The organism is Actinoallomurus sp. CA-150999, from assembly GCF_050942425.1.
Classification (GTDB): Bacteria; Actinomycetota; Actinomycetes; order Streptosporangiales; family Streptosporangiaceae; genus Actinoallomurus.
Genome location: NZ_CP192063.1, coordinates 5559670 through 5581674, shown reverse-complemented (window position 1 = coordinate 5581674; position 22005 = coordinate 5559670). Strand labels below are relative to the sequence as shown.

Annotated in this window: 19 protein-coding genes; 9 read left to right on the top strand and 10 right to left on the bottom strand. The window is 72.0% G+C overall.

The genetic code is table 11. The features are described 5' to 3' along the window. Positions 1 to 80 precede the first annotated feature (80 nt). The 3 genes from ACQP2O_RS25965 to ACQP2O_RS25955 are packed head-to-tail and all read right to left on the bottom strand — an operon-like array spanning position 81 to position 3651. Positions 81 to 1121, bottom strand: a complete 1041-nt coding sequence (locus ACQP2O_RS25965; RefSeq protein WP_433190300.1) for an ABC transporter permease — start codon at positions 1119 to 1121, stop codon at positions 81 to 83. Further along, positions 1118 to 2620: an ABC transporter ATP-binding protein gene (locus ACQP2O_RS25960; protein WP_433190297.1), complete on the bottom strand. Its 1503-nt coding sequence runs from the start codon at positions 2618 to 2620 to the stop codon at positions 1118 to 1120. Before ACQP2O_RS25960 ends, ACQP2O_RS25965 begins: the two co-directional genes overlap by 4 nt. Beyond that, positions 2620 to 3651: a BMP family ABC transporter substrate-binding protein gene (locus ACQP2O_RS25955; protein ID WP_433190294.1), complete on the bottom strand. Its 1032-nt coding sequence runs from the start codon at positions 3649 to 3651 to the stop codon at positions 2620 to 2622. Before ACQP2O_RS25955 ends, ACQP2O_RS25960 begins: the two co-directional genes overlap by 1 nt. A 126-nt stretch (positions 3652 to 3777) precedes the next feature. Here ACQP2O_RS25955 and ACQP2O_RS25950 point away from each other — a divergent pair, with 126 nt between their 5' ends. After that, a complete protein-coding gene (locus ACQP2O_RS25950) occupies positions 3778 to 4425 on the top strand; it encodes a hypothetical protein (protein ID WP_433190291.1) in 648 nt (215 codons plus the stop codon). Positions 4426 to 4493: 68 nt separating this feature from the next. On the opposite strand, the gene ACQP2O_RS25945 is transcribed toward ACQP2O_RS25950, so the two are convergent. Beyond that, on the bottom strand, positions 4494 to 5075 hold the full coding sequence (locus tag ACQP2O_RS25945; protein ID WP_433190289.1) for a 1,2-dihydroxy-3-keto-5-methylthiopentene dioxygenase: 582 nt from the start codon (positions 5073 to 5075) through the stop codon (positions 4494 to 4496). 91 nt (positions 5076 to 5166) lie between these two features. Between ACQP2O_RS25945 and ACQP2O_RS25940 the strand changes: the two genes are divergently transcribed. From ACQP2O_RS25940 to mtnK, 5 genes are all read left to right on the top strand, one after another. Continuing rightward, positions 5167 to 5238, top strand: a complete 72-nt coding sequence (locus ACQP2O_RS25940; RefSeq protein ID WP_433191164.1) for a putative leader peptide — start codon at positions 5167 to 5169, stop codon at positions 5236 to 5238. Positions 5239 to 5356: 118 nt separating this feature from the next. Next, positions 5357 to 6436, top strand: a complete 1080-nt coding sequence (locus ACQP2O_RS25935; RefSeq protein WP_433190286.1) for a substrate-binding domain-containing protein — start codon at positions 5357 to 5359, stop codon at positions 6434 to 6436. Further along, entirely contained in the window at positions 6427 to 7938 is a 1512-nt protein-coding gene (locus ACQP2O_RS25930) for a sugar ABC transporter ATP-binding protein (protein WP_433190283.1), read from the top strand. Before ACQP2O_RS25935 ends, ACQP2O_RS25930 begins: the two co-directional genes overlap by 10 nt. Continuing rightward, the gene (locus ACQP2O_RS25925; RefSeq protein WP_433190281.1) at positions 7935 to 8966 is read left to right on the top strand and encodes an ABC transporter permease; all 1032 of its coding nucleotides are present in this window, start codon (positions 7935 to 7937) and stop codon (positions 8964 to 8966) included. The genes ACQP2O_RS25930 and ACQP2O_RS25925 overlap by 4 nt, the downstream gene beginning before the upstream one ends. Further along, entirely contained in the window at positions 8963 to 10177 is a 1215-nt protein-coding gene (gene mtnK, locus ACQP2O_RS25920) for an S-methyl-5-thioribose kinase (protein WP_433190278.1), read from the top strand. Before ACQP2O_RS25925 ends, mtnK begins: the two co-directional genes overlap by 4 nt. A gap of 33 nt (positions 10178 to 10210) precedes the next feature. Here mtnK and mtnB read toward each other — a convergent pair whose 3' ends face one another. The 3 genes from mtnB to ACQP2O_RS25905 are packed head-to-tail and all read right to left on the bottom strand — an operon-like array spanning position 10211 to position 12608. Next, positions 10211 to 10843 carry a methylthioribulose 1-phosphate dehydratase gene (gene mtnB, locus ACQP2O_RS25915; protein ID WP_433190275.1) on the bottom strand — a complete coding sequence of 211 codons (633 nt, stop codon included), beginning with the start codon at positions 10841 to 10843 and terminating at the stop codon, positions 10211 to 10213. Then, positions 10840 to 11532: an acireductone synthase gene (gene mtnC / locus ACQP2O_RS25910; protein WP_433190272.1), complete on the bottom strand. Its 693-nt coding sequence runs from the start codon at positions 11530 to 11532 to the stop codon at positions 10840 to 10842. Before mtnC ends, mtnB begins: the two co-directional genes overlap by 4 nt. Further along, complete coding sequence (locus ACQP2O_RS25905) at positions 11529 to 12608, bottom strand: hypothetical protein (RefSeq protein WP_433190269.1); 1080 nt, start codon at positions 12606 to 12608, stop codon at positions 11529 to 11531. Before ACQP2O_RS25905 ends, mtnC begins: the two co-directional genes overlap by 4 nt. 108 nt (positions 12609 to 12716) lie before the next feature. Here ACQP2O_RS25905 and ACQP2O_RS25900 point away from each other — a divergent pair, with 108 nt between their 5' ends. Next, a complete protein-coding gene (locus tag ACQP2O_RS25900; RefSeq protein ID WP_433190266.1) occupies positions 12717 to 13583 on the top strand; it encodes an aminoglycoside phosphotransferase family protein in 867 nt (288 codons plus the stop codon). A gap of 48 nt (positions 13584 to 13631) precedes the next feature. Here ACQP2O_RS25900 and ACQP2O_RS25895 read toward each other — a convergent pair whose 3' ends face one another. Together ACQP2O_RS25895 and ACQP2O_RS25890 are read right to left on the bottom strand one after the other, a co-directional pair. Continuing rightward, a complete protein-coding gene (locus tag ACQP2O_RS25895; RefSeq protein ID WP_433191162.1) occupies positions 13632 to 15410 on the bottom strand; it encodes a gamma-glutamyltransferase family protein in 1779 nt (592 codons plus the stop codon). A gap of 58 nt (positions 15411 to 15468) precedes the next feature. Next, complete coding sequence (locus ACQP2O_RS25890) at positions 15469 to 16440, bottom strand: YihY/virulence factor BrkB family protein (protein ID WP_433190263.1); 972 nt, start codon at positions 16438 to 16440, stop codon at positions 15469 to 15471. Between the two features lie 287 nt (positions 16441 to 16727). Between ACQP2O_RS25890 and ACQP2O_RS25885 the strand changes: the two genes are divergently transcribed. Together ACQP2O_RS25885 and ACQP2O_RS25880 are read left to right on the top strand one after the other, a co-directional pair. Continuing rightward, complete coding sequence (locus tag ACQP2O_RS25885) at positions 16728 to 17357, top strand: hypothetical protein (protein ID WP_433190260.1); 630 nt, start codon at positions 16728 to 16730, stop codon at positions 17355 to 17357. Positions 17358 to 17476: 119 nt separating this feature from the next. Next, positions 17477 to 20593: a hypothetical protein gene (locus tag ACQP2O_RS25880; protein ID WP_433190257.1), complete on the top strand. Its 3117-nt coding sequence runs from the start codon at positions 17477 to 17479 to the stop codon at positions 20591 to 20593. Here the strand turns inward: ACQP2O_RS25880 and ACQP2O_RS25875 are convergent. After that, positions 20550 to 21734 (bottom strand): cytochrome P450 family protein, encoded by a 1185-nt coding sequence (locus ACQP2O_RS25875; RefSeq protein WP_433190256.1) that lies wholly within the window; start codon positions 21732 to 21734, stop codon positions 20550 to 20552. The two genes, ACQP2O_RS25880 and ACQP2O_RS25875, sit on opposite strands and share 44 nt — an antisense overlap. Positions 21735 to 22005 lie beyond the last annotated feature (271 nt).

Sequence of the window (22005 nt, the reverse complement as noted above, 5' to 3'; positions counted from 1 at the left end):
CGTGGCGCGGCACGCCGCTGGAGCGACGAGGGAATGCCCGGCGTCGGGGCGCCATGACCCGCCGCGCGGCCATGAGCCGGTCATGGCCGCCTCAGCTTCCTGGCGGTGGCCAGTACGGCGACGATCACGATGACCAGCCCTTCCAGCACCTGGGTGAGCTGGCCGGGCACGCCCGCGTCGCGCTCCATGCCCTCGCCGCCCACCTGCAGCACGGTCAGCAGCGCCGCGGTGACCGGCACCGCGCGCGGCCGCCCCGCGGCCAGCAGCACGGCCGCCACCCCGGTGAAGGTGTAACCGGGCGAGGTGAGCGCCCCGTCGACGTAGCGGTACGGCGGCGCCAGCACGAGCAGCGCCCCGCTCAGCCCGGCCAGCGCCCCGCCGGCCGCCAGCGATGACGTGGCCAGCCGCGCGACCGGCAGCCCGCCGTAGCGTGCGAACTCCCGGCCCGCCCCGAGCGCCCGCAGCTCGTACCCGAGCACCGTCCCGCCGTCCACCCACAGCCAGCCCAGCGTGACCAGCAGGATGATCGGCAGCCCGGCCGTGACGTACTCCGACCCGCCCAGCGCGGGCAGCTGTGCCCGCCCCGGCAGCAGCGGTGTCTCGGCGATCCCGGTGCCCTTCTCGGCCAGCGGGAACCGCACGAGGTAGGAGGCGAGCGCCGTCGCGGGCGCGCTGATCAGCAGCGTGGTGACGATCGCCGGTAGCCCCAGCCGGGTGGCGAGCGGCCCGGAGATCCCGGCGGTGAGCGCGCCCGCGAGGACCGCCGCGATGAGCGCCCCGGCGACGGCGAGCACGCCCGGCAACGGGACCTTCAGCGCCACCACGGCCGCCGCGATCCCGCCGAGCGCGAGCTGCCCGTCGCCGCCCAGGTTGAACTCCCCGGCCCGGAACGGGATCGCGAACGCCAGCGCCATCCCCAGCGTCGGCACGTAGGAGGCGATCGTGTACGGCAGGTTCCCGTCACCGATCGCCCCGTTGACCAGCGCGGGATACGCCTTCCCCGGCGATACGCCGGCCACCGCCATGACCAGCGCCCCGAGCAGGATGGCCCCGGCCACCGCCAGCACCGGCGGCGCCAGCACCACACGTCGCAGCACGGCAGGGGCTTGAGTGGCGCTCATCCGGCCACTCCGGTCATGGCGGCGCCAAGGGCGGCTTCGGTGGCTTCGGCGGCGGGGAACTCGGCGACCAGGCGGCCCTCGAAGAGGATCAGGATGCGGTCGGCCAAGGCGCGGACCTCCGACAGCTCGCTGGAGATCAGCAGGATGGCCTGGCCGCTCTCCCGGGCTCCGGCGATCAGGGCGTGGATCTGCTCCTGGGCGCCGACGTCCACACCTTGAGTGGGCTCCTCGATGATGACGACCGGGGTATGGCGGGCCAGTTCGCGGGCCAGCACGGCCTTCTGCGCGTTGCCGCCGGACAGCGTGGCGAGGGGGACCCCGACCGAGGCGGCCCGGATGCCGAAGCGGGTCACCAGGTCGGCCGCACGGGCCGCAACCGCGCGAGTGCGCCGGCGGCCGAGACGGCTGCTCAGTTCGGGGGTGCGGTGGTCGCCCATGACGAGGTTGGCGGCCAGTGACAGGGCGGGCGCCGTCGCCCGTCCGTCGCGGTCGTCCGGGACGTACGCCAGGCCGAGGCGACGGCGGGTGGCCACATCGGCGGCCGTGATGTCGGTGCCGAGCAGTTCGATCGTTCCCGTCGCGGGGCCCATGCCGGTGAGCGCGTCCACCAGGGGACGCTGGCCGCTGCCCGCGACCCCGGCGATGCCGACGATCTCGCCGTGCCGGACGCCGAAGGTGACGTCGGCGTCCTCGGCGTTCCCGATCCGCACCGCGCGCGCCTCCAGGGCGTACGGCGACGTCAGCCGCTCGCGGAGGCGCCGCGGTGCGGGAGCGAGGTTCCGGCCGATCATCGCGTGGACGAGTTCGGCCGCGGACGTCTCGGCGGTGGCGAAGCGGCCGGTCACCCGGCCGTCGCGCAGCACCGTCACCCGGTCGCTGATTCCCAGGACCTCGCCCAGTTTGTGGGTGATGAGCAGGATCGAGGTGCCCTTCTCGGCCAGCGTGCGCAGCACCTCGAACAGCCGGGTGGCCTGCGATGGCGTGAGCACCGAGGTGGGTTCGTCCAGGATGAGGATCTCCGCCTGCCGGTGCAGGGCCTTGAGCAGCTCCACGCGCTGGCGGAGCCCGACCGGCAGGCCGCCGACCGCCGCCGAGGCGTCGACCGGCAGCCCGTACCGCTCGGCGAGCTCGGTGACCCGCCGTACCGCCGAAGCCCGGTCGAGCAGGCCGCGGCGGGTGACCGGCTCGGCGCCGAGCACCACGTTCTCCGCCACGGTCAGCTCGGGGAACAGCTGAACCCGCTGGTGCACCATGCCGAGCCCGGCGGCGATGGCGTCGGCGGGCGAGCGGAACCGGACCGGCCGGCCGTCGCGTAGCACGGTGCCCGCGTCCGGCCGGTGCAGCCCGTACAGGATCGACATCAACGTGGACTTGCCGGCGCCGTTCTCGCCGACCACGGCGTGGATCTCTCCGCGCACCACGGCCAGGTCCACGTTGTCGTTGGCCAGAACCGGGCCGAAGCGCTTGGTGATGCCGGAGAGTTCGGCGGTGGGCGTCATCAGGCGCCGGTGACCGGGTCGGCGACCTTTATCTTGCCGGCCACGATGTCGTCGCGGACCTGCTTGACCTTGGCCACCACGGCCGGGTCCGAGGCCACGGTGCAGCCCGAGGAGGCCAGGTCGGAGTCGAGCGCGGTCACTCCGACCCCGTTCTCGGCCAGGCCGTAGATCTTGTATCCGCCGCTCTTGCCCGCGGCGACATCCTTGATCGCGTTGTACTCGGCGACGTCGACGTGTTTGAGCACGTTGTCGATGACGTTGCCCGGGCTCAGCTTGCACTGGTCGACGTCCACGCCGAACGACTTGAAGCCGCCGGCCGCGGCGGCCTGGAAGACGCCCTGGTTACCGCCGGAGGCGGCGGCCTCGATGATGTCGGCGCCCTTGCTCGCCGACAGGGTCTGCGCCTGTGCCTTGGCCCGGGCCGGGTCGCTGAAGGGGTTGCCGCCGCCGACGTACAGCGGGGTGCCGGTGGTCTGCGGGGCCACCGACTTGGCGCCGGCGAAGAACGGGTCGATCCAGCGGTGGATGAACGGGGAGTCCAGCGCGGCGACCACGCCGAGCTTGTGCTTCTTGCTCAGCTGACCGGCCTCGACCCCGGCGAGGTAGGCCGCCTCGTGCTCCTTGAAGGCCACGCAGGTCAGGTTGGTGGCCTGCTTCTTCGGGCAGGAGTCGACCTCGAGGAACTGCTGGGAGGGATGCTGGGCCGGGACGGTGCCGAGGACGTCGTCGAAGGAGAACGTGACCCCGATGATGACGGTGGGCTTGGCCCGGACCGCGGCGTCCACGTTCTGCGCGATGCTCGTCGGGTCGTGGCTCTCGTAGAGCTTGAAACTCGCCCCGAGTTCCCGCGCGGCCTTCTTGCCGCCCGCGACGCTGAGCTGCAGGAAGCTGTCGGTGCCCACCGGTGTGGGCGTGATGAGGATGACCGACTTGCCGGAGCCCTTGCTGGAGGAGCCGGACGTACCGGAGGCGGCGCCGCAGGCGGTCAGCAGAAGGGGCAGTGTGGCGGCGGCGACGAGGGCTTTGCGCATGGTTCTGTCGGTCCTTGCTCGAGGAATGTGGGCAGACCATACCAAACCAGTAGGAAAACTGGACAACCTGCTCCTGGTCGTCTACGGTCCGGCGGGACCGATTCCCGCTGAGTGAGGAGTACGACGATGAAGGCGCGATCGATCGTGATGGTGCTGGGGCTGACCGTGGCGGCCGGCACGGCGGCGGTGGCTCCAGCCGACGCGGCCACCGGTTCGCGGGCCGAGTTCTTCGCCACGAACGAGACGTCCGGCAGCTTCGATCCGAACGACCCGGCGCTGAAGACCCACCTGACCGCGTTCGCCCGCCAGGTCGAAAAGATCATCCGGAAGAACGGCGGCCGCCCCCACGGCTCGACGCTGCTCAACGGGACGTTCTGGTACTCCAGCCAGGGAAAGGCCGACTACGAGCGCTCCCGGGAGTTCCACGTCGACGGCGCGACCGCCACCAAGATCCACGACATCGCGCACGTGCTGGCCGTGACGTACCACCAGCAGTCCGTACTGAGCTTCCGGTACCTGCCCCGGCAGTCGAAGAGCGTCAACGCCGTTCAGGTCCAGGTGCAGGGCGTGTCGTTCCAGAAGCTGCACGACGTGATCCAGTCCGACCCGGCACTGGGTGAGAAGCTGGGCGGCGGCTCGGTGACGCTCGGCGGCCGGCTGATCGAGCTGGGCGCCGTGTCCGACCTCCCGCTGATCAAGCAGCTCGTCGCGAAGGTCGGCGCCGACTGGGCGAAGGCGAAGGTCACCTACGGAGCCTGGGAGTTCGTCGGCTGAGTATCACCAGGCCGCGAACACGCCGGCCTGGTCGTGGACGGAACCCATCCCGTCCACGACCGGGCCGATCAGTTTCGGGAGGCCCTCCGGGCCGCGATGGAGTCGAAGTCGGGGATCCGCTCGGCGACCGGGTTGCCGGTGAACCTGCCGACCCAGCCGTCGTCGTCGTGGAAGAACCGGATCGCCGTGAAGTCGGGCTCGGTGCCCATGTCGAACCAGTGCGTGGTGTCGCGCGGGACGGTCAGCAGGTCGCCCGCCTCACACAGGACGGCGTAGACCCGGCCTCCGACGTGCAGGTAGAAGATGCCGGACCCGCTGACGAAGTAACGGACCTCGTCGTCGTCGTGCGTGTGCTCGGACAGGAACTTCTCCCGCGCCGCTCGCGCCTTCTCCGGCCATTCGGGGCTGCCGTCAGGATGCAGCTGCGCGACGTCGACGAGCGTGTAGCCCTCCTCCGCGACGACGCGGTCGACCTGCCCGCGGTAGGCGTCGAGGATCTCCTCCTGCGAGCCGCCGTGCCCCTCGATCACCGCCCACTGCCGCAGGACGACGTCGAGCTCCTTCAGAACCGCGGCGATCTCCGCGATGTCCTCCGTCTCGAGCACCGTCTCGGGGTGCTCCCCGTCGGTGTACACGCTCAGATACGTCATAAGCCGATTCTCCTCCAGTCCGGACCGGATAACCAGACTAACCAAGTCTGAAAAGTAGACAAAGCGTCCGACCCGCGGCTACGCTGCCGCCGTGATCCCGCGACGGCTTCTCGTGGGGCGTCGCCACATCGATCTGATGAGAGTGGCCGGCGCCTCCTGTTGACCGGGCCGCTCCGGCCCGCCCTTCCCCAGACGGTCCCGCGCTCCCGCGCTCCGGAGCGACATCCCGCTCCGCCCGCGCCGCGTTCTCGCGGCCCCACCGAACGAATGATGAGATCAACATGCGCACGACCCTCGTCGCCGTCGCCGTCGGCCTGCTCTCGGTGACCGCGATCTCCGGCTGCTCGCAGAAGTCCCCCGGCACGCAGGCCGCCGCGGCGCCGACCGACGCCGGTACGCACCGGCCGACCGAGAAGGTTCCCGAGAAGTTCGCCAAGGGCGGGGTGCACATCGCCCTGGTCCGCCAGTTGTCCTCCGGCGACTACTTCGAGCAGTGGCTGGCCGGAGCGCAGGCCGAGGCGAAGGCCCTGAACGTGACCCTGGACCTGTCCAGCGGCGACAACAACAACGACAAGCAGGCCCTGAACCTGCAGCAGGCGGTCGGTAACAAGGCCGACGCCATCATCGTCGACCACGGTTTCGCGCAGACCATCCAGCCCGCGATCAAGAAGGCGGTGGACGCCGGTATCCCGGTCGTCGCCTTCGACGTCGACCCGGGAACTCCCAAGGCCGTGACGCTCGACCAGGACGACCATCAGATCGCGTCGCAGTCGCTGGGCGCGCTGAAGCAGGACACCGGCGGCAAGGCCAAGGCCATTTACGTGTACGTCGCCGGGTTCGCGCCGCTGGACCGCCGCAACGAGACCTGGACACAGTTCACGAAGGACAACCCCGGCATCTCGCAGGTCGCCAAGATCGGCGTGGTCAACAGCTCCACCGCGTCCGCCGTCGCCGACCAGGCGAAGGCCGCGCTGCAGGCGCATCCGGACGTCACCGCGATCTTCGCGCCGTACGACGAGTTCGCCAAGGGCGCCACGCTCGCCGTGAACGAGCTCGGCCTGCAGAACAAGGTCAAGGTCTACGGCGCCGACGTCTCCACCGCCGACATCGGCGTCATCATCGCGGCGAAGAGTCCCTGGGTGGCCACCTCCGCGACCGATCCCGCCAACGTCGGCCGGGTCGCCGTACGGGCCGCGGCGCTGCGCGTCGCCGGACGGCAGGTCGCCCCGGGGTTGAAGGTGCCGCCGACGCTGATCGCCCAGCAGGCGCTGCGCGACCACGGCATCACCAACGTCCAGCAGCTCGCCCGCGCCTTCCCCGCGCTGGAGACCCCGGACGTGGCGCCCGTGCCATGGGCGTGACACCGGTCGTCTCGGTCTCCGGGCTGTCGAAGCGGTACGGCGCGACCTGGGCGCTGCGTGACGTCGGCCTGGAGATCGCACCCGGCGAGGTGCTCGGTCTCATCGGCGTCAACGGCGCCGGGAAGTCCACCCTCATAAAGATCCTGTCCGGCGTGACCCGCCCGACCGGCGGGGAGATCCGCGTCGACGGGACGCCCGTCGACCTGCCCGACCCGCTCCGCGCCCAGGAGGCCGGTCTGCAGACCGTCCACCAGGACATCGACGCCGGAGTGGTGTCCGGCGCGGACGTCGCCGAGAACCTGACGCTCGACGCGCTGGCGCCGGGCCGGTCCGGCGTGTTCGTCAGCCGGGGCCGTACCCGCGCGGCCGCTCGCGCCATCGCCGAGGCCGCACGCCTCGACGTACCGCTGGACGCGCCCGTCGAGTCGCTGCCGGCCGGGGTCCGCCAGCACATCGTCATCGCGCGCGTGCTGTCCCGCCGGCCGCGTGTGCTCATCCTCGACGAGCCGACGTCCGCGCTCTCGGCCGCCGAGATCCGCGTGCTGGTCTCGATGGTGCGCCGGCTGGCTGCCGACGGCGTGGCCGTCCTGTACGTCTCGCACCGGCTGAGCGAGATCCAGGAGGTCTGCGACCGCGTCGCCGTGCTGCGCGACGGCGCGATACGCCGCATCTTCGCGCGGCCGGTCGAGGGACACCGGCTGGTCGAGGCGATGCTGGGCGGGGAGGTCGGCGCCCTGACGCACGAGGTGCGCGAAGGCGGCGAGCCGGTCCTGCGGGCGACCGGCCTGCGCACGCGCCCGGGCCTGCGGCCCCTCGATCTGACGGTCCGGGCCGGCGAGGTCGTCGGCGTCACCGGACTCGTCGGCTCCGGCAAGACCGAACTCCTCGAGCAGCTGTACGGCGCCCGGCCGCTGGTCTCCGGAACGCTCGACCTCGACGGGCGCCCGTACCGGCCCCGTGACCCCGGTGCCGCGGCGGCCGCCGGTGTCGCGTTCGTCGCCGAGGAACGCGAGGCTCAGGCCGTGCTGCCCGGCTGGTCCGTGCGGGCGCACGTCACCCTCCCCCGGCTCCGCGACCACAGCCGGATCGGCCTGCTGTCCCGCCGGTCGGAGTCGGCGGCGGCCCGGCGGGTCATCGAGACGTTCGGAGTACGCGGGCCCGGGCCGGAGGCCGAGATCGGCGCGCTCTCCGGCGGCAACCAGCAGAAGGTCGTCGTCGGGCGCTGGCTGGACGGCCGGTGCCGGCTGGTCCTGCTGGACGAGCCCTTCCGCGGCGTGGACGTCGGCGCCCGCGCCGACATCGCCCGGCGGATCCGGGAACGGGCCGGCGCGCTCGGCGTGGTGATCGCCTCGTCCGATCCGCAGGAGGTCCTGCAGGTGGCCGACCGGGTCATCGTGCTGCACGACGGCGTACGAACCGGGGAGGTGAGCGCCGCGGACGCGTCGGCCGAGCGCCTGGCCGCGCTCATGGCGGGCGGCGCCGATGGAGGAGGAGACACATGACCTTGACCACCGACACTCGGCCGGCGGCGCCCGCGCGCGCACCGGTGGCCACGCGCGTCGCCACGGCCGGCTACCGGTACGGCCTGCTCGTGGTGCTGGTCGCGGTCACGGTGTTCTTCGGCACGGCCCGGTCGTCGTTCGCCACGTACGACAACCTGCTCATCGTGCTGCAGTCGGTGGCGATCGTGGCCATCGTCGCGCTCGGGGTGACCGTCTCGATGAGCGCGGGAGGCTTCGACCTGTCCGTCGGCGCGAACGTGAGCTTCGTCGTCATGGTCACCGCCCTCGCGATGGTGCGGTTCAACCTGACCGGCGCGACCGCGATCGTGATCGGCCTGCTCGCCGGGCTTCTGGTGGCGGGCGTCAACGCGCTGCTCGTGGTGGTGGCCGGAGTACCCGACCTGATCGCCACGCTCGGCACCATGTTCCTGTTCCAGGGCCTGGCCCTGATCATCACCTCCGGCCAGTCGGTGTCCGCCGGGATGACGATCGGCGGCCGACCCGCGCCCGGACGCTACACCGCGGGTTTCACCTGGTTCGGCTCCGGGACGGTGGCGTCCGTCCCCGTGCCCGTCATCGTCATGGCGCTGCTGGCGGTCGCCGCGTACGTCTTCCTGAACAACACCCGCTGGGGCAGGGCGCTGTACGCCATCGGCGGCAACGCCCAGGCCGCCCGGCTCGCCGGGATCCGCGTCGGCCGGTACCGCGCGCTCGCCTACGCCGTGTCCGGGCTGTGCGCCGCCGTCGCCGGCGTCCTCCTGTCCGCGCGGCTGGGCCGCGGCGACGTCGGCGCCGGCGACCCGTACCTGCTGCAGGCCGTCGCCGCCGCGCTGATCGGGTTCGCCGTGCTCGGCGCCAATCGGCCCAACGTCCTCGGCACCACGGTCGGCGCGCTGTTCATCGGCGTGGTCATCAACGGGCTGACCATGCTGAACGCCCCGTACTACACGCAGACCTTCGTCCAAGGCGCACTGCTCGTCGTGTCCCTCGTCGCCAGCTTCACCCTCACCCCAGGACGTCGCCGATGAACGACTACGAGATCCTCAACGTCGATGCCGTGCCGGCCTACGTCGCCGGCCGCCCGGCCATCGCGAAACGGATCGACCCCGACCGCATCACCGCCGTCCGCGAGGTCGGTGACGGCAACATGAACCTCGTGTTCGTCGTCGAGGCGGACGGCCAGGAGAGCGTCGTCCTCAAGCAGTCCCCGCCGTACGTCCGGGTCGCCCCGGACTGGCCGGTGACCCCGGGCCGCAACGGATTCGAGGCGAACGCCCTGGCCGCGCACGGCTCGGTGGCACCCGAGTACGTCCCCGCCCTGTACGACGCGGACGAGGACCGGCACGTCATCGCGGTCGAGGACCTGTCCGACCACCGGGTCTGGCGCGGCGCGCTCATCGACGGCCTGCGCCACGAAGGCGCGGCGGCCGACCTGGGCCGGTACGTCGCGCGGGTCGCGTTCGGCACATCGGTGTTCGGCCTGGACCCGGCCGACCAGAAGGCCGCGCTCGCCCGCGCCGTCAACCCGGAGCTGTGCCGGATCACCGAGGACCTGGTCTTCACCGAGCCGTACATCCGGCACGAGCACAACAGCGTGCTCCCCGCCAATGAGGCCGACGTCGCCGCGTACGCGGGCGACCCGGAGGTCCGCGCGGCGATCGGCGCGGCCAAGCTGGCCTTCATGACGCACGCCGAGGCGCTGATCCACGGCGACCTCCACACCGGCTCCGTCCTGGTCCGCGCCGCGACCGGCACCACTCCCCGATCGACCAGGGCCTTCGACGCGGAGTTCGCGTTCTACGGGCCGGTCGGCTTCGACCTCGGGGCGCTGTGGGGCAATTTCGTGCTGGCCGCCGCCCGCGCGACCGTCCTCGGCGCGGCGGACCACGCGGAATGGGTGCTGCGGCAGGCGAGCGTGGCCTGGGACGCCTTCGAGGCGGAGTTCCGGGCGCTGTGGCCGGGCCGTGTCGATCCGCGGGTCTTCGGTGACGCGGTGCTCGACCGCTTCCTCGGTACGGTCCGCGCGGACGCCGCCGGATTCGGCGGAGCGAAGGCGGCGCGGCGCGTCATCGGGTTCTCCAAGGTGGCCGACATCGAGACCCTGCCGGAGGCCGAACGGTCGGTGGCCGTGCGCGGCGTCCTCAGATCCGCACGGCTTCTCCTCGTGGACGGCCCGCGTTTCACGGACGTGCGGCGCCTGTTCGACGGCGTCGGTGACGTCCTGGCCACGGCGGCCTGATCCCCGGGGCAGGCCGGCGGCGGCCCGCCCGGGTCAGCGCGCGGTGGCGACGGTGTAGCCGAGGAGCCAGTCGAGGCACTCGGTGACGTGGCGGGCGTGGGTCAGGTCCGAGCCCCAGGCGTACAGGCCGTGGGAGGCGACGATGACCGCCGGAGTGCCCTGCTCGTACGCGTCCTCGAACCGATCGCCGAGCTCGGCCATGTCCTGGCTGTTGGGGATCACCGGGACGACGACCTCGTCGTCATGGGCCCGGCGCCCGATCCCCTTGAGCATCTCGAGGTCGCGCAGCCGGACGCCCTCCGGCCAGTGGTGCCCGGCGACGACCGCGTTGAGGGAGTGCACGTGGACGACGGCGTCCGCGCCGGTGACCGCCGCCACGCGCGCGTGCAGCCCCGCCTCCGCGGACGGCCGCAGCGACGTCAGGCCGTCGACGGCGACCGCGGCGCCGGCACCGTCGACCACCGCGATGTCGGAGGCGCGCAGTTCGCCCTTGTCGAGGCCGCTCGCGGTGACCGCGAGCCGCAGTGGGTCGCGGCTCACGACCTCGGACAGGTTCCCGGATGTGCCGCGCATCCAGCCGAGCCCCGCGAAGCGCGCCGACTCCGCCGCCAGCCGGTCCCCGGCCGCCAGGACGTCTTTGAGCGCGAGCGTTTCGGTGGAGGTCATGAGTGGTCCTTGAGCCGGTCGAAGGAGTCGATCACGGGATGTGGGCCGAAGTCGGCCGTGGCGTTCGGTTCGCCGGGCCGGGCGACGCCGATGGTCCGCCAGCCCGCGGCCGCGGCGGCGTCCAGCTCGGCGGGCACGTCGGACAGGAAGAGGACCCGCGCCCGCTCGGAGCCGAGTGCCTCGGCGATGCGCCGGTAGGAGGTCTCCTCGCGCTTCGGCCCCGCGTTCACCGTGTCGAAGTACGCCTCGACGTACGCGGACAGGTCACCGGCATCCGCGTGCCGGAACCACGGGCGCTGACTCGCCACCGAGCCGGAGGAGAACACCGCGACGCGGGTCCCCTCGGCCCGCCATCGCTGCAGGGCGGGCGGCACATCGGCGAAGAAGTGGGAGGTCAGCTCGCCGGCCGCGAAACCGGCCGCCCAGATCTGCCCCTGCAACGTCTTCAGCGGCGTCGCCTTGACGTCCTCGTCCATCCAGCGGTGCAGCACGGCGACGACCTCCGCCGTCGTGACGGCGCCGGTCTCCGCCCGGACGTCGTCCACCGCCGCCCGCACGGGCGGATCGGCCGCGTGGTCCTCGATCCAGGCGCCCAAGCGCGGACGCGCGTAGTCGTACAGGCCCTTGTGGACGGCCTCGGTGGCGCTCGTCGTACCCTCGATGTCCAGCACGATCCAGGCGGTCGTCATCGGAACGTCCTCTCCTCCCGGAACCGCCGGCCCGGAACGGTCGCGAAGTGGTCGGCGATCGCGGCGGGCTCGAAGACGCCGTTCTCGGTGACGATGCGAGTGACCAGCCGTGGCGGCGTGGCGTCGAACGCCGGGTAGTAGCCGCGGGTGCCGGTGGCCGCGGTCCGGACACCGAGGACGTGCAGCACGTCGGCGCCGTCACGGCGCTCGATGGCGACGTCCTCGGCGTGCGGCGCCTGCGGATCGGGGGCCTGCACCAGCGCGTAGAAGGGCACGCCGAACTCCCGCGCGGCCAACGCGACCGCGAGCGTGCCCACCTTGTTGACCACGTGCCCGTCGAGCGTGACCCGGTCCGCCGCGGTCAGGGCGAGGTCCGCCAGGCCGTCGGCGAACGCGGCCGGCACCATGCCATCAGTGATCACCGTCGGCTCGTAGCCGTACTCCACCAGCGTGGTCGCGGTCAGCCGCGCGCCCTGGAGGTACGGCCGGGTCTCGGTGCACACGAACTCCAGGCGCTTGCCCGCGCGCTGCGCCGCCTCGACCGTCGCCATCAGGTAGAAATCGGCCCAGCAGTGGGTGAGCACCCTCGCGCCGTCGGGCAGCAGGGTGGCCGCGTGCGCGCCGAGCGCGGCGCTGCGGGCCCGGTAGTCGTCGTCGACGGCCGCCGCCCTCTCGATGACCGCGGCGGCGAGTTCGTCCCCCGGGGCGCCGGCGAACGGTCCGTCGACGGTGGCGTCGAGGATCGCGTGCACCGCGTCACGGATGGCGTTGTTGGTCGGGCGGGTGGCGATCAGCCGCCGGCCCGCCTCCCGCAGCCGCCGATCGGCCGCCTCGGGCCCCAGACGTTCCACCTCGCGGGCGGCCAGGACCATGCCGGCGGTCGTCGCGAAGAGCGGGCCGGAGCTCTGCGTGACCATCTCCTCGATCGCCACGGCGACGTCCTCGACCGACACGCACCGCACCCATCGCCGCTCGAACGGAAAGACCCTCCTGTCGAGGATCTCGACGCCCGCCTCGGTGATCCGCACGGAGTCGGCGAGCGTCGGCCCGGCTCGCCTCTCCACCGCCGGACCCATCAGCCACGCACCCCGGTCACCTTCGGTTTCACAAGGTGAGAGTGTATTTCCTACTTATCCAATAGGCAAAATGTGGTGAGTTGGCCGTAGGGTCATGCTGTGCCACGTATGCCCGCCGCGGAAGTCGCCGTCTCTGTCGACCTGGTGCATCGGTTGCTGGTCGACCAGCACCCGGATATCGCCGGTCTCGACATCGAGGTGCTGGCCAACGGGTGGGACAACATGGTCTGCAGGCTCGGCGACGCGTATCTCGTCCGGCTGCCCAGACGTGCCCTGGCCGCCGAACTCGTCGCGCATGAACAACGGTGGCTGCCGGTCCTCGCCCCTCACCTTCCGCTGCCGATTCCGGCACCGGTGCATGTCGGGCGGCCGGCCTGCGGTTACCCGTGGTCGTGGAGCGTGGTGCCCTTTCTGCCCGGCGAGATCACCGCTCGAACGGCACCTGATGACCTTCGGTCGGCGGCGCTCGTCCTCGGTGAGTTCCTGGCGGCGTTGCACGCCCCGGCTCCGCCGGACGCCCCCGCCAACGCCTTTCGCGGCGTCGCGCTCGCACGGCGCGCCGAACGGGTCATGCTCCACGTGAGCCGGTTGGACGGCCACGTCGACCGCGACGCCGCGCTGCGTGTGTGGGAGACCGCCGCCACCGCACCTGAGTGGGACGGTCCGCCGTTGTGGCTGCACGCGGACCTGCATCCCGCCAACATCCTGGTCGACCACGGCCGGATCAGCGCCGTGATCGACTTCGGCGACATCACCTCCGGGGACCCTGCCACCGACCTGTCCGTGGCGTGGATGCTGTTCCCCGCCGAGCAACGCGAGGTCTTCCGACAGGCGTACGGCCGGGCGGACGACGACACCTGGGCGCGGGCGCGCGGGTGGGCGCTCGCCTTGTCACTGGTGTTCTTGACGCACTCGGCCGACAATCCGCTGATGGCCGGAATCGGGCAGCGCACCTTCCGCGCCGTTCTGGGATAGACCGCCCGAGCTCTCGCATGCTGGCCGCCGATCTGCGCGTCGGCGGCTTCACCGGCCGACGGCGTAGCCCTGGGCGCCGCGCGGGTTCGCGGCGGCCCGCAGAAAACCGCCGTCCCGCGCGACCGCGCTGAGACGGCCGAGCGACCACGGGCCCGGCGTCTGTACGGTGTGGCCGCGCCGGCGGAGTTCCGCGACGACCTCGGGATCGGCCCGGTCCTCGATGAGCATCGTGCCGGGCCGGGCTTCGCGGGGGAAGAACGAGCTCGGGAAGTGGACCGAGTGGAACGTCGGCGCGTCGATCCCCTCCTGGAGGTTCAGCCCGCCGTGGACGACCGACAGGAAGAAGTTCAGGCTCCACTGGTCCTGCTGGTCGCCGCCCGGTGTCCCGAACGCGAGCCACGGCCGCCCGTCCCGCAGCGCGAACGAGGGCGACAGAGTCGTACGGGGTCGCGCGCCGGGACGCAGCGAGCTGGGCAGGCCGGGCGCCAGCCAGAACATCTGCGCCCGGGTGCCGAGGCAGAAGCCGAGGTCGGGGATGAGAGGCGAACTCTGCAGCCAGCCTCCGCTCGGCGTCGCGGACACCATGTTGCCGTGCCGGTCGACCACGTCCAGATGGCACGTGTCGCCGCGCACGCGCCCGTCCGCGCGGACGGTCGGCTCGCCCACTCCCCCGGACATCGGGATCGCCGCCTCGCCGCGCGCCGGGAGCACCGGGTCGCGCCCGTCCGGACGTCCCGGGCGCAGGTCGTGGCTCGCGGTGGCACCCACGAGGGAACGCCGTGACTCGTTGTACGCGTCGCCGAGCAGTGTCTTCATCGGCACGTCGGTGAAGTCCGGGTCCCCGTACCATGCCTCCCGGTCGGCGAAGGCGAGCTTCGCGCACTCGATGACCGTGTGGACGTAGTCGGCGGACAGGTGCCCGGCCGCGTCCAGGTCGAAGCCCGACAGTAGGGCGAGCTGCTGCAGGAAGACCGGGCCCTGCCCCCACGGCGCCGTCTTGTAGACCGTGTGGCCGTGGTAGTCGTGACCGAGCGGGTCTTCGACGGTCGCCTCCCAGGACGCGAGGTCGTCGCCGGTCAGCAGGCCGCCGTGGGCGCGTCCGGAGCTGTCGCGCCAGGCGGTCTCGGCGCAGAACTTCGTGATCGCCTCGGCGACGAACCCGCGGTACCAGGCGTCGCGGGCGGCGGCGATCTGTCCTTCGCGGGTGCTCGACGCCGTACGGGCCTCGGCGACGATCCGCCGGTAGGTGGCGGCCAGCCCGGGGCTGGCCAGCCGCGATCCGGGGCGCGGCGGCCGGCCGTCCGGCAGCCAGACGGCCGAGGAGGTCGGCCAGTCGTCGATGAACATCTCGGCGACCGTGCCGATCGTGGCGGCGATCCCGTCAGCGACGGGGAACCCGTGCTCGGCGTAGGAGATTGCGGGCTCCAGCACGTCCGCCAGGGTCCAGGTCCCCCAGCGCTCCAGCAGGAGCAGCCACCCGCCGAACGCGCCCGGCACCGTCGCCGCGAGAAGCCCGGTGCCGGGGACGATGTCCAGGCCGAGCCCGGTGAACCGGTCGATCGTGGCGGCGGCGGGCGCGGTGCCCTGCCCGCACACGGCGGTCACCTTCCCGTCGTCCTCGCTCCACAGCAGGATCGGCACCTCGCCGCCGGGGCCGTTCATGTCGGGTTCGACGACCTGCAGGACGAATCCGGCGGTGACGGCCGCGTCGAAGGCGTTGCCGCCGCGTTCCAGCACGCTCATCCCGGCGGCGGACGCGAGCCAATGGGTACTCGCCACCATGCCGAAGTCGCCGGCCAGCTCGGGACGGGTAGTGAACACGCTCAGCCCTCCTCATAGTTGTGCAGGAACGCGGCCGCCCCTCGTGACCGGGCCGAAAGGCCCGTCAGGCTGATGGGACCGGCTGCTGCGGCTCTTTTGGCTGCTCGCCCACCAGGGCGGCGCGCCGGCCGAGGTCCTTCTCGATCTCCGCGTTGGCCTCGGCACCGAAGAGGATGATGTACATCGACAGGTACAGCCAGCTCGCCAGCGCCGCCGCCCCGGCGAGCGTGCCGTACGTCGCGCTGTCCCCGCTCTTCCCGCTGTCGTACACGGCCAGCGCGATCGACATGGCGAGCCACGCCGTCATCGCGATGCCCGCGCCCCACCGCACCGCGTGCCAGTCCGCCTTCTTGCGGTCGGGCCCGTACCGGTACAGCAGGATCAGGCCGGCCATCGTCAGCACCGCGAGCATCATGAAGCGGATGCCGAGGCCGAGGACACGGTCGACGGTGTGCAGCCGGGCGTGCGGCACGGCGGCGACGATGGCGAACGCCGCCAGCACGGTGACCAGCGCGCCGGCCGCGAGCCCGAGCGCGATGAGCTTCTTGCGGACGAATCCACGCGTCTCCTGCTCGTCGATGACGACGTGCAGGCCGCTGATCAGCGCGTCGAACGCGCGCGAGCAGGTCCACAGCACGCCGGCCAGAGCGCCGATCAGCCTGAGCGTGAGTCCCTGCCCGCTCATGGCGGCCGCGTCGCGCGCCTGGCCCGCCAGCAGCCTGCCGAGCAGTGGCGGGAGTACGTCGGTCAGCGGCGCGAGCTGCTCCTCGATCTGCGTGGGGGTGATCACCAGCGCGCACACCGCGATCACGCCGACGGTCAGCGGGACGATCGACAGAGCGATCCAGAAGGTGACACCGGCCGCGATCAGCGGCAGGTTGTCCTCCTTCGCCTCGCGGCGCACCTTGCGGAGCAGGATGACCCAGGCGCGCACGGTGTAGCCCTCAGGCCCGGCGATGGCCCGGCGCATCGCCTTGGCGTGCAGGATCCTCCTGAGGAGCAGTGCAATCCGGATATGTCGCTGATCTTCAGACACGGGAGAGACGATACGGGCGCGGACGGTCACCGCGCACGCACAACGCGAAGTCTCCTCGCGTCCAGGTCCGCCTGAGGTCCCGGACCAATGTCGCTTAGCCGATCAACCGCGGAGCACCGACGCGGCGCGCGACCCGGCCGAGCACTGTGTCACCGCTGCAGCACAAATCGTGCGTTTCGGTTGATCAAGGACGACGACTGTCGATAGCGTTCGTGCTCGCCAACCGGCCTGCGGTGGGCAGGAGAATCTGCCGGCAGTGGCACATCATTTGAGGACGTGAGCCCACGATGGGTTTGTTCAGCAGGTTGTTCGGCAAGGAGAAGGCGCGGGTCAAGACGCGCGCCAAGAAGGCGGCGACGTCTCACCCGAAGGCGGCGAAGGCCGCCTCGAAGGTGAAGGAGAAGGCTGAGCACGCTCGCGAGCACGCCTCGCACGCGAAGGCCGCCGTCGTCACGGCCGCCCACCAGCAGGCTCTGACGCTGCACATGCTGACCCACATCCCGAGCCATCATCCACGTGAGGAAGACCCGCACTACCACCTGTTCGAGCAGGCCAAGGAGCGCCTGAAGCGTCAGGGCCTCTGGAAGTGCGTCATCGACGACGAGCTCTGCGACGGGCAGCCGGAGCTGCACCACACGCACGTCGAGTTCTCCCAGATCAACCAGGTGGACCCGAAGGCGATCGAGAAGCACCTCGGCCTGCATTTCGAAACCGATGAGGACTTCCAGGAGTGGGTGGAGTCCCCGGGCAACCTCGAGGTGCTCTGCGCCAACCACCACCGCGCCCACTACGGCATCCACGTGATTCCGGGGCCGCTGTGGGAAGCGGTGCGCTACCACAAGAAGGGCACCAAGGCGGCGGCGGAGTTCATCTCCAACGACGAGGCCAAGGACCTGGCGGACAAGGCGAAGGACTGACGCGGCCCGCGCCGCGTTCCCGGAGCACTCGCCGAGTTCGTTAGCGCGCGGCCGCCCCTGAAAGCGATCCGGCGTCGCGGCCAGCTGAGCCGGACAGGCTGGTGGCCTAACATGTGCGCGTGGGCCCCAAACGGCATGCGACCGCCGCGCGCGGCATGCGCCCTTGGGTGGTGGCCGCCACCGTGGCCGGTCTGCTCGGCATCGGTGCCGCGGTCGCCTATCAGGTCGGCGCCGCGCTCGGGCTGTCGTTCGAACCGGCCGACGTACCGCGCGAAGATCTGACCGCGGCGGCCCCGCGCGGGATGGCCGCCGCGCCGCCCATCACCCAGATCGTCGCCCCCGACGATCTCCCGGTACGGCTGGCCGCGCGAGCGGTGGCCGATGCGCTGGTCGGCCGGGGCGAGGCGCGCCCGGCCATCGTCACGGGGCTGGTGGCGCCACGCGGGGCAGTGCTGCGGGTCGAGCTGGACGATGGCGTCGGCGGCGCGCCCGAGGAGGCGTACCGGCTGACCCGCACCGCTGCCGGACTGGTGCTGCGGGCGGCGCATCCGGCCGGTGCCGCGACCGGGCTGTACGCGATGGCCGACCGGATCCGTTCCGGCGAGGAGATACCGCCGGCCGGCCAGAGCGACAGGCTCATCGCGCCCCGGTTGGGCCTGCGGCTGCTGGACACCGGGTCGGTCGGGCTGCCCGACGACCCGGCCGGCTTCGTCGCCAGCGACGACTACTCACTCAACACCGACGTGGTCGGGCCCGCCGTCCTCGCCGGGCCGCCCTATGCGGACGCGGCGGCCGTCGCCCGGATCGCGGCGCAGTTCCGGCAGCTGGTCGACCGCGGGCTCGCCGAGGGCTACAACGGCGTGGTGGTGCCCGGCTTCCTGGAGTACGTCACGTTCGCCGGCGTCGGCGACGGACACCAGGTGTACCCGGCCGGGGACGGCCACATCGCCCGCGCGAAGGCGATGGTCGCCGCGTTCGGCCCGGTCTGGCGGTACGCGCACGACGCGGGGATGAAGGTCTACTTCGCGACCGACATGCTGGCGCTGTCGCCGCCGCTGCAGCGGTACCTCCAGCGGCGTTTCGGCGGCCTGGCGACCCGCGACGCTCGACTCTGGGAGGTGTACCAGGCCGGGCTGCGCGAGCTGTTCACCGCGCTGCCGTACGCGGACGGGCTGGTCATCAGGGTCGGCGAGGGCGGCGCCGCGTACCGGTTCCCAGGCTGGGACTACACCTCGCGGATCGCGGTGAAGACTCCGGCCTCGGTGCGCGCCATGCTGCGCGCGCTGCTCGCGGTCGCCGGCGAGGGCGGCCGGGACATCATCTTCCGCACCTGGACCATCGGCATCGGCTCCATCGGCGACCTGCACACCAACCCGCAGCGGTACGAGCAGGTGCTCGGCGGCATCGACGACCCGCACCTGGTCGTGTCGACCAAGTACTGCCTCGGCGACTACTACAGCCACCTTCCGTTCAACGACACGCTGAAGGTCGGCAAGCAGCGGCGGATCGTGGAGTTCCAGGCGCGGCGGGAGTTCGAGGGCTTCGGGGCGCTGCCCAACGACCTGACCACGCTGCACCAGGAGGCGCTGCGCACCCTGCTGGCCGCCAACCCGCGCATCGAGGGCATCTGGACCTGGTCCCAGATGGGCGGACCGCTGCGCGCCGGGCCGCGCACCCTCTACCTGCGCGCCGGCTTCTGGCAGATGTTCGACCTGAACGTCTACACCGCGGCGCGGCTGGCCGCCGACCTGGACGCCGACCCGGCGCGGCTGTCCGCGGACTGGATCCGCCAGACGTTCAGCACCGATCCGTCCACCGTACGGGCGATAGGCCAGGTGCTGGCCCTGTCCCGCCAGGCGATCACCAACGGCCTCTACATCGGGCCGTACGCGCAGCGCACGGTCAAGGCGCTCGGCCTGGAACCCCCGCCGATGATGTGGATCTTCGAGTGGGACATCGTCACTGGCGACAGCGCGGTGCTCGACAGCATCTACGCGGTGAGCCGGGACCACCTGGACGAGGCGATCCGGGAGGGCGACGAGGCGACCGCCACGGCGCGGCGGATGCGCGGCCTGCTCGCCGCGACCGACCCCGCCGCCTGGCGCGAGCCGGCGCAACGCCGGTCCTTCGCCGGCGCTCTGGACTATGAGGTCGACCTGTTCGACACGCTGGCCGCGTACCGGACCATGTTCCTGCGGTACGCGCAGTGGCTGGACACCGGGTCGGCGGACGCCCGCACGCAGTGGCTGGCCGCCCGGTCCCGGTACACCGCGGCGCGCGACGAGCACCTGCGGCGATACACCGGGAACGTCGACCTGCCGCCGTACCGGTTCCCGGCGGCCGACATCGGGCTGGCCCGCGCGGAACGGGACTTGGCGATGGCGTGGCTGGCCCGCGGGCTGCTGGTCGTGCTCATCGCCATGCTGGCCCTGGGTACCTCGGCCGGGCAGCGGCTGCTGCGGGCGCTGACCCGCCGTCGGCGCCCGCCCGGCGCCGCGGCCCTGCGCGCGCTGTGGCTCGGCACCACGAGACCGTGGCGCGTCGGTGACCTCGGCCCGCCGCCCACTGTCCTGGACCGGGTGCTGGTGTGGGCGCTGCCCGCGGCCGCACTGGTGCTCAGCCGGGCTTGCTACAGCCGGTTCGCCTCACCCGCCCACCTGCTGATCACCCTCGGCGGGTGGGGAGCCTTCGCCGGTGTGCTGCGCGTGCTCCTGCGCGGCCGCGACCGGTTCGGCCTGTACGCGGCCGTCGGCGGAGCCGCTGTCGTGCGCACCCTGATAATGCTCGGCGCCTTGGCCGAGCGCGGACCAGGCCGGTACTGGTACGACTTCTGGACCCGGCCGCAGGCGCGATCGGTGTACATCACCGTCGCCTTCGCGGCCTTCCTCTGGGTACCGGTCGCCGCGCACCTCGCGCTCCGCGCGCTCGGCGCCCGGTCCACCGTCGCACCGGTCCTCGCCGCCGCCGGCGCCCCGTTCGTCCTGCTCGGCGCGATCCTCTGGGCGGCCGGGATGGAGACCTCGCTGGCCGCGTGGAACGACCAGATGGCCCTGCTGCCCTGGGGCATGCACCGCATCCTCGGCGTCACCGGCTTCCTGGACGTCCCGCCGTGGCTGCCCAAGCTGGTCACCGCCGTCGGCGGCACGCTGGTCGCGGCCGGCGGCCTGGTCGCCGCCGGCCGGCCGGCGCCGGTCAGTACAGGTGGACCGGGAGCGAGGCGGGTCCGCTCGTGGTGAACGAGGTGTACGGCACCTCGGACGGGTCGACCGCCATGCGTAGCTTCGGGAAGCGCTGGTACAGCGCGGACAGGCCGATCCTGCCTTCCAGCCGGGCGAGCGGCGCGCCGACACAGAAGTGCGGCCCGTGCCCGAAGGCCAGGTGGGCTCTCGAGGTGCGGGTGATGTCGAACCCGTCGGCGTCGGCGCCGTGCTGGGCCGAGTCGGTCCCCGACAGGGACAGCAGCAATGGGGCGCCGGCGGGGAGTTCCACGCCGGCCAGCGTGGTGTCCTGAGTGGTGAATCGGAAGACGGCCATCGGCACGGAGGGATAGCGGCGCAGTGTCTCCTCGACCACCTGTTCCCAGAGGCCGTCCCGGATGGCGAGGTCGCGCTGGTCGGGGTGCACTGACAGCGCCACGATGGCGTTGTCGAGCAGGTGCATCGTGGTCTCGTGCCCGGCGATCACGAACAGGAAGAGCATGCCGGCGAGTTCGTCGTCGGAGAGGGTGACCTCGCCGTCCTCCTGCACCTTGATCAGCATTGAGGTGAGGTCGTCCTGCGGGTCGGCGCGCCGGCGTTCGGCGAACCGGGCGAGGTAACCGAGCATCGCGAACTGCGCTTCGACCGACTGGTCGCCGGCGCTGATCACCGATTGGGTCCAGCCTCGGAGCGGTGCCCGGTCCTCCTCCGGTATGCCGAACAACTCGCAGATCACCTTGATCGGCAGGGCCTCGCCGAAGGCCGGGACCAGGTCCACGCCGTCGCCGGCCGCCTTCAGATCGTCGATGAGCGCGGCGGTGATCTCCTCGACGCGGGGTGCCAGGGCCGCCACCCTGGACGGGGTGAACGCCTTGTTCACCATCGTGCGCAGCCGTCGGTGGTCGAGGCCGTCCGCCGTCGCCATGTGGTCGGCCTCGATGAACGGCCGGAACGGCCAGTCCGCCGGGATGCTGCCGTCGTGCAGCGCGGGCCAGTTGCGGGAGTTGCGCGCGTACGCCTTGTCGTTGGCCAGGACCTCGTGCGCCGCGGCGTGCGTGGTCACCGCCCACACGGAGACTCCGCCGGCGAGCTCGATCGGCACGACCGGTCCGATGTCACGTAGCCGCGCCTGAGTGTCGTAGATGTGCTCTGTCGGTACCGGGATCCGCTGCGGAGTCACGTGTTCCTCCTGGGGGAAGGCATGGAACGTTCCGACCTCACGAGATGATCATCGTCGATCAACGCCCGGAACGCGAGCCTTCGGCTGATTCCGCGCTGTGAGAGGTGACGATGCGATCTGGCCGTGAGCGAGGACCGCCGTGGCGTTCGATTCACCGAGCGATGGCGGCGACGGACAAGGAAGCGTCGGACTCCGCGGTGGCCCGGCCGCGTCCGGGACGCGACTTCTGACGCGTTCAGGGTCCGGCCAGGAAATTGAATGCGGGTGCTAG

Bases quoted from the DNA above. Each gene is read 5' to 3' on its own strand.
- ACQP2O_RS25965 (WP_433190300.1), bottom strand. From the start codon at position 1,121: ATGAGCGCCACTCAAGCCCCTGCCGTGCTGCGACGTGTGGTGCTGGCG.
- ACQP2O_RS25960 (WP_433190297.1), bottom strand. From the start codon at position 2,620: ATGACGCCCACCGCCGAACTCTCCGGCATCACCAAGCGCTTCGGCCCG.
- ACQP2O_RS25955 (WP_433190294.1), bottom strand. From the start codon at position 3,651: ATGCGCAAAGCCCTCGTCGCCGCCGCCACACTGCCCCTTCTGCTGACC.
- ACQP2O_RS25950 (WP_433190291.1), top strand. From the start codon at position 3,778: ATGAAGGCGCGATCGATCGTGATGGTGCTGGGGCTGACCGTGGCGGCC.
- ACQP2O_RS25945 (WP_433190289.1), bottom strand. From the start codon at position 5,075: ATGACGTATCTGAGCGTGTACACCGACGGGGAGCACCCCGAGACGGTG.
- ACQP2O_RS25935 (WP_433190286.1), top strand. From the start codon at position 5,357: ATGCGCACGACCCTCGTCGCCGTCGCCGTCGGCCTGCTCTCGGTGACC.
- ACQP2O_RS25930 (WP_433190283.1), top strand. From the start codon at position 6,427: ATGGGCGTGACACCGGTCGTCTCGGTCTCCGGGCTGTCGAAGCGGTAC.
- ACQP2O_RS25925 (WP_433190281.1), top strand. From the start codon at position 7,935: ATGACCTTGACCACCGACACTCGGCCGGCGGCGCCCGCGCGCGCACCG.
- mtnK (WP_433190278.1), top strand. From the start codon at position 8,963: ATGAACGACTACGAGATCCTCAACGTCGATGCCGTGCCGGCCTACGTC.
- mtnB (WP_433190275.1), bottom strand. From the start codon at position 10,843: ATGACCTCCACCGAAACGCTCGCGCTCAAAGACGTCCTGGCGGCCGGG.
- mtnC (WP_433190272.1), bottom strand. From the start codon at position 11,532: ATGACGACCGCCTGGATCGTGCTGGACATCGAGGGTACGACGAGCGCC.
- ACQP2O_RS25905 (WP_433190269.1), bottom strand. From the start codon at position 12,608: ATGGGTCCGGCGGTGGAGAGGCGAGCCGGGCCGACGCTCGCCGACTCC.
- ACQP2O_RS25900 (WP_433190266.1), top strand. From the start codon at position 12,717: ATGCCCGCCGCGGAAGTCGCCGTCTCTGTCGACCTGGTGCATCGGTTG.
- ACQP2O_RS25885 (WP_433190260.1), top strand. From the start codon at position 16,728: ATGGGTTTGTTCAGCAGGTTGTTCGGCAAGGAGAAGGCGCGGGTCAAG.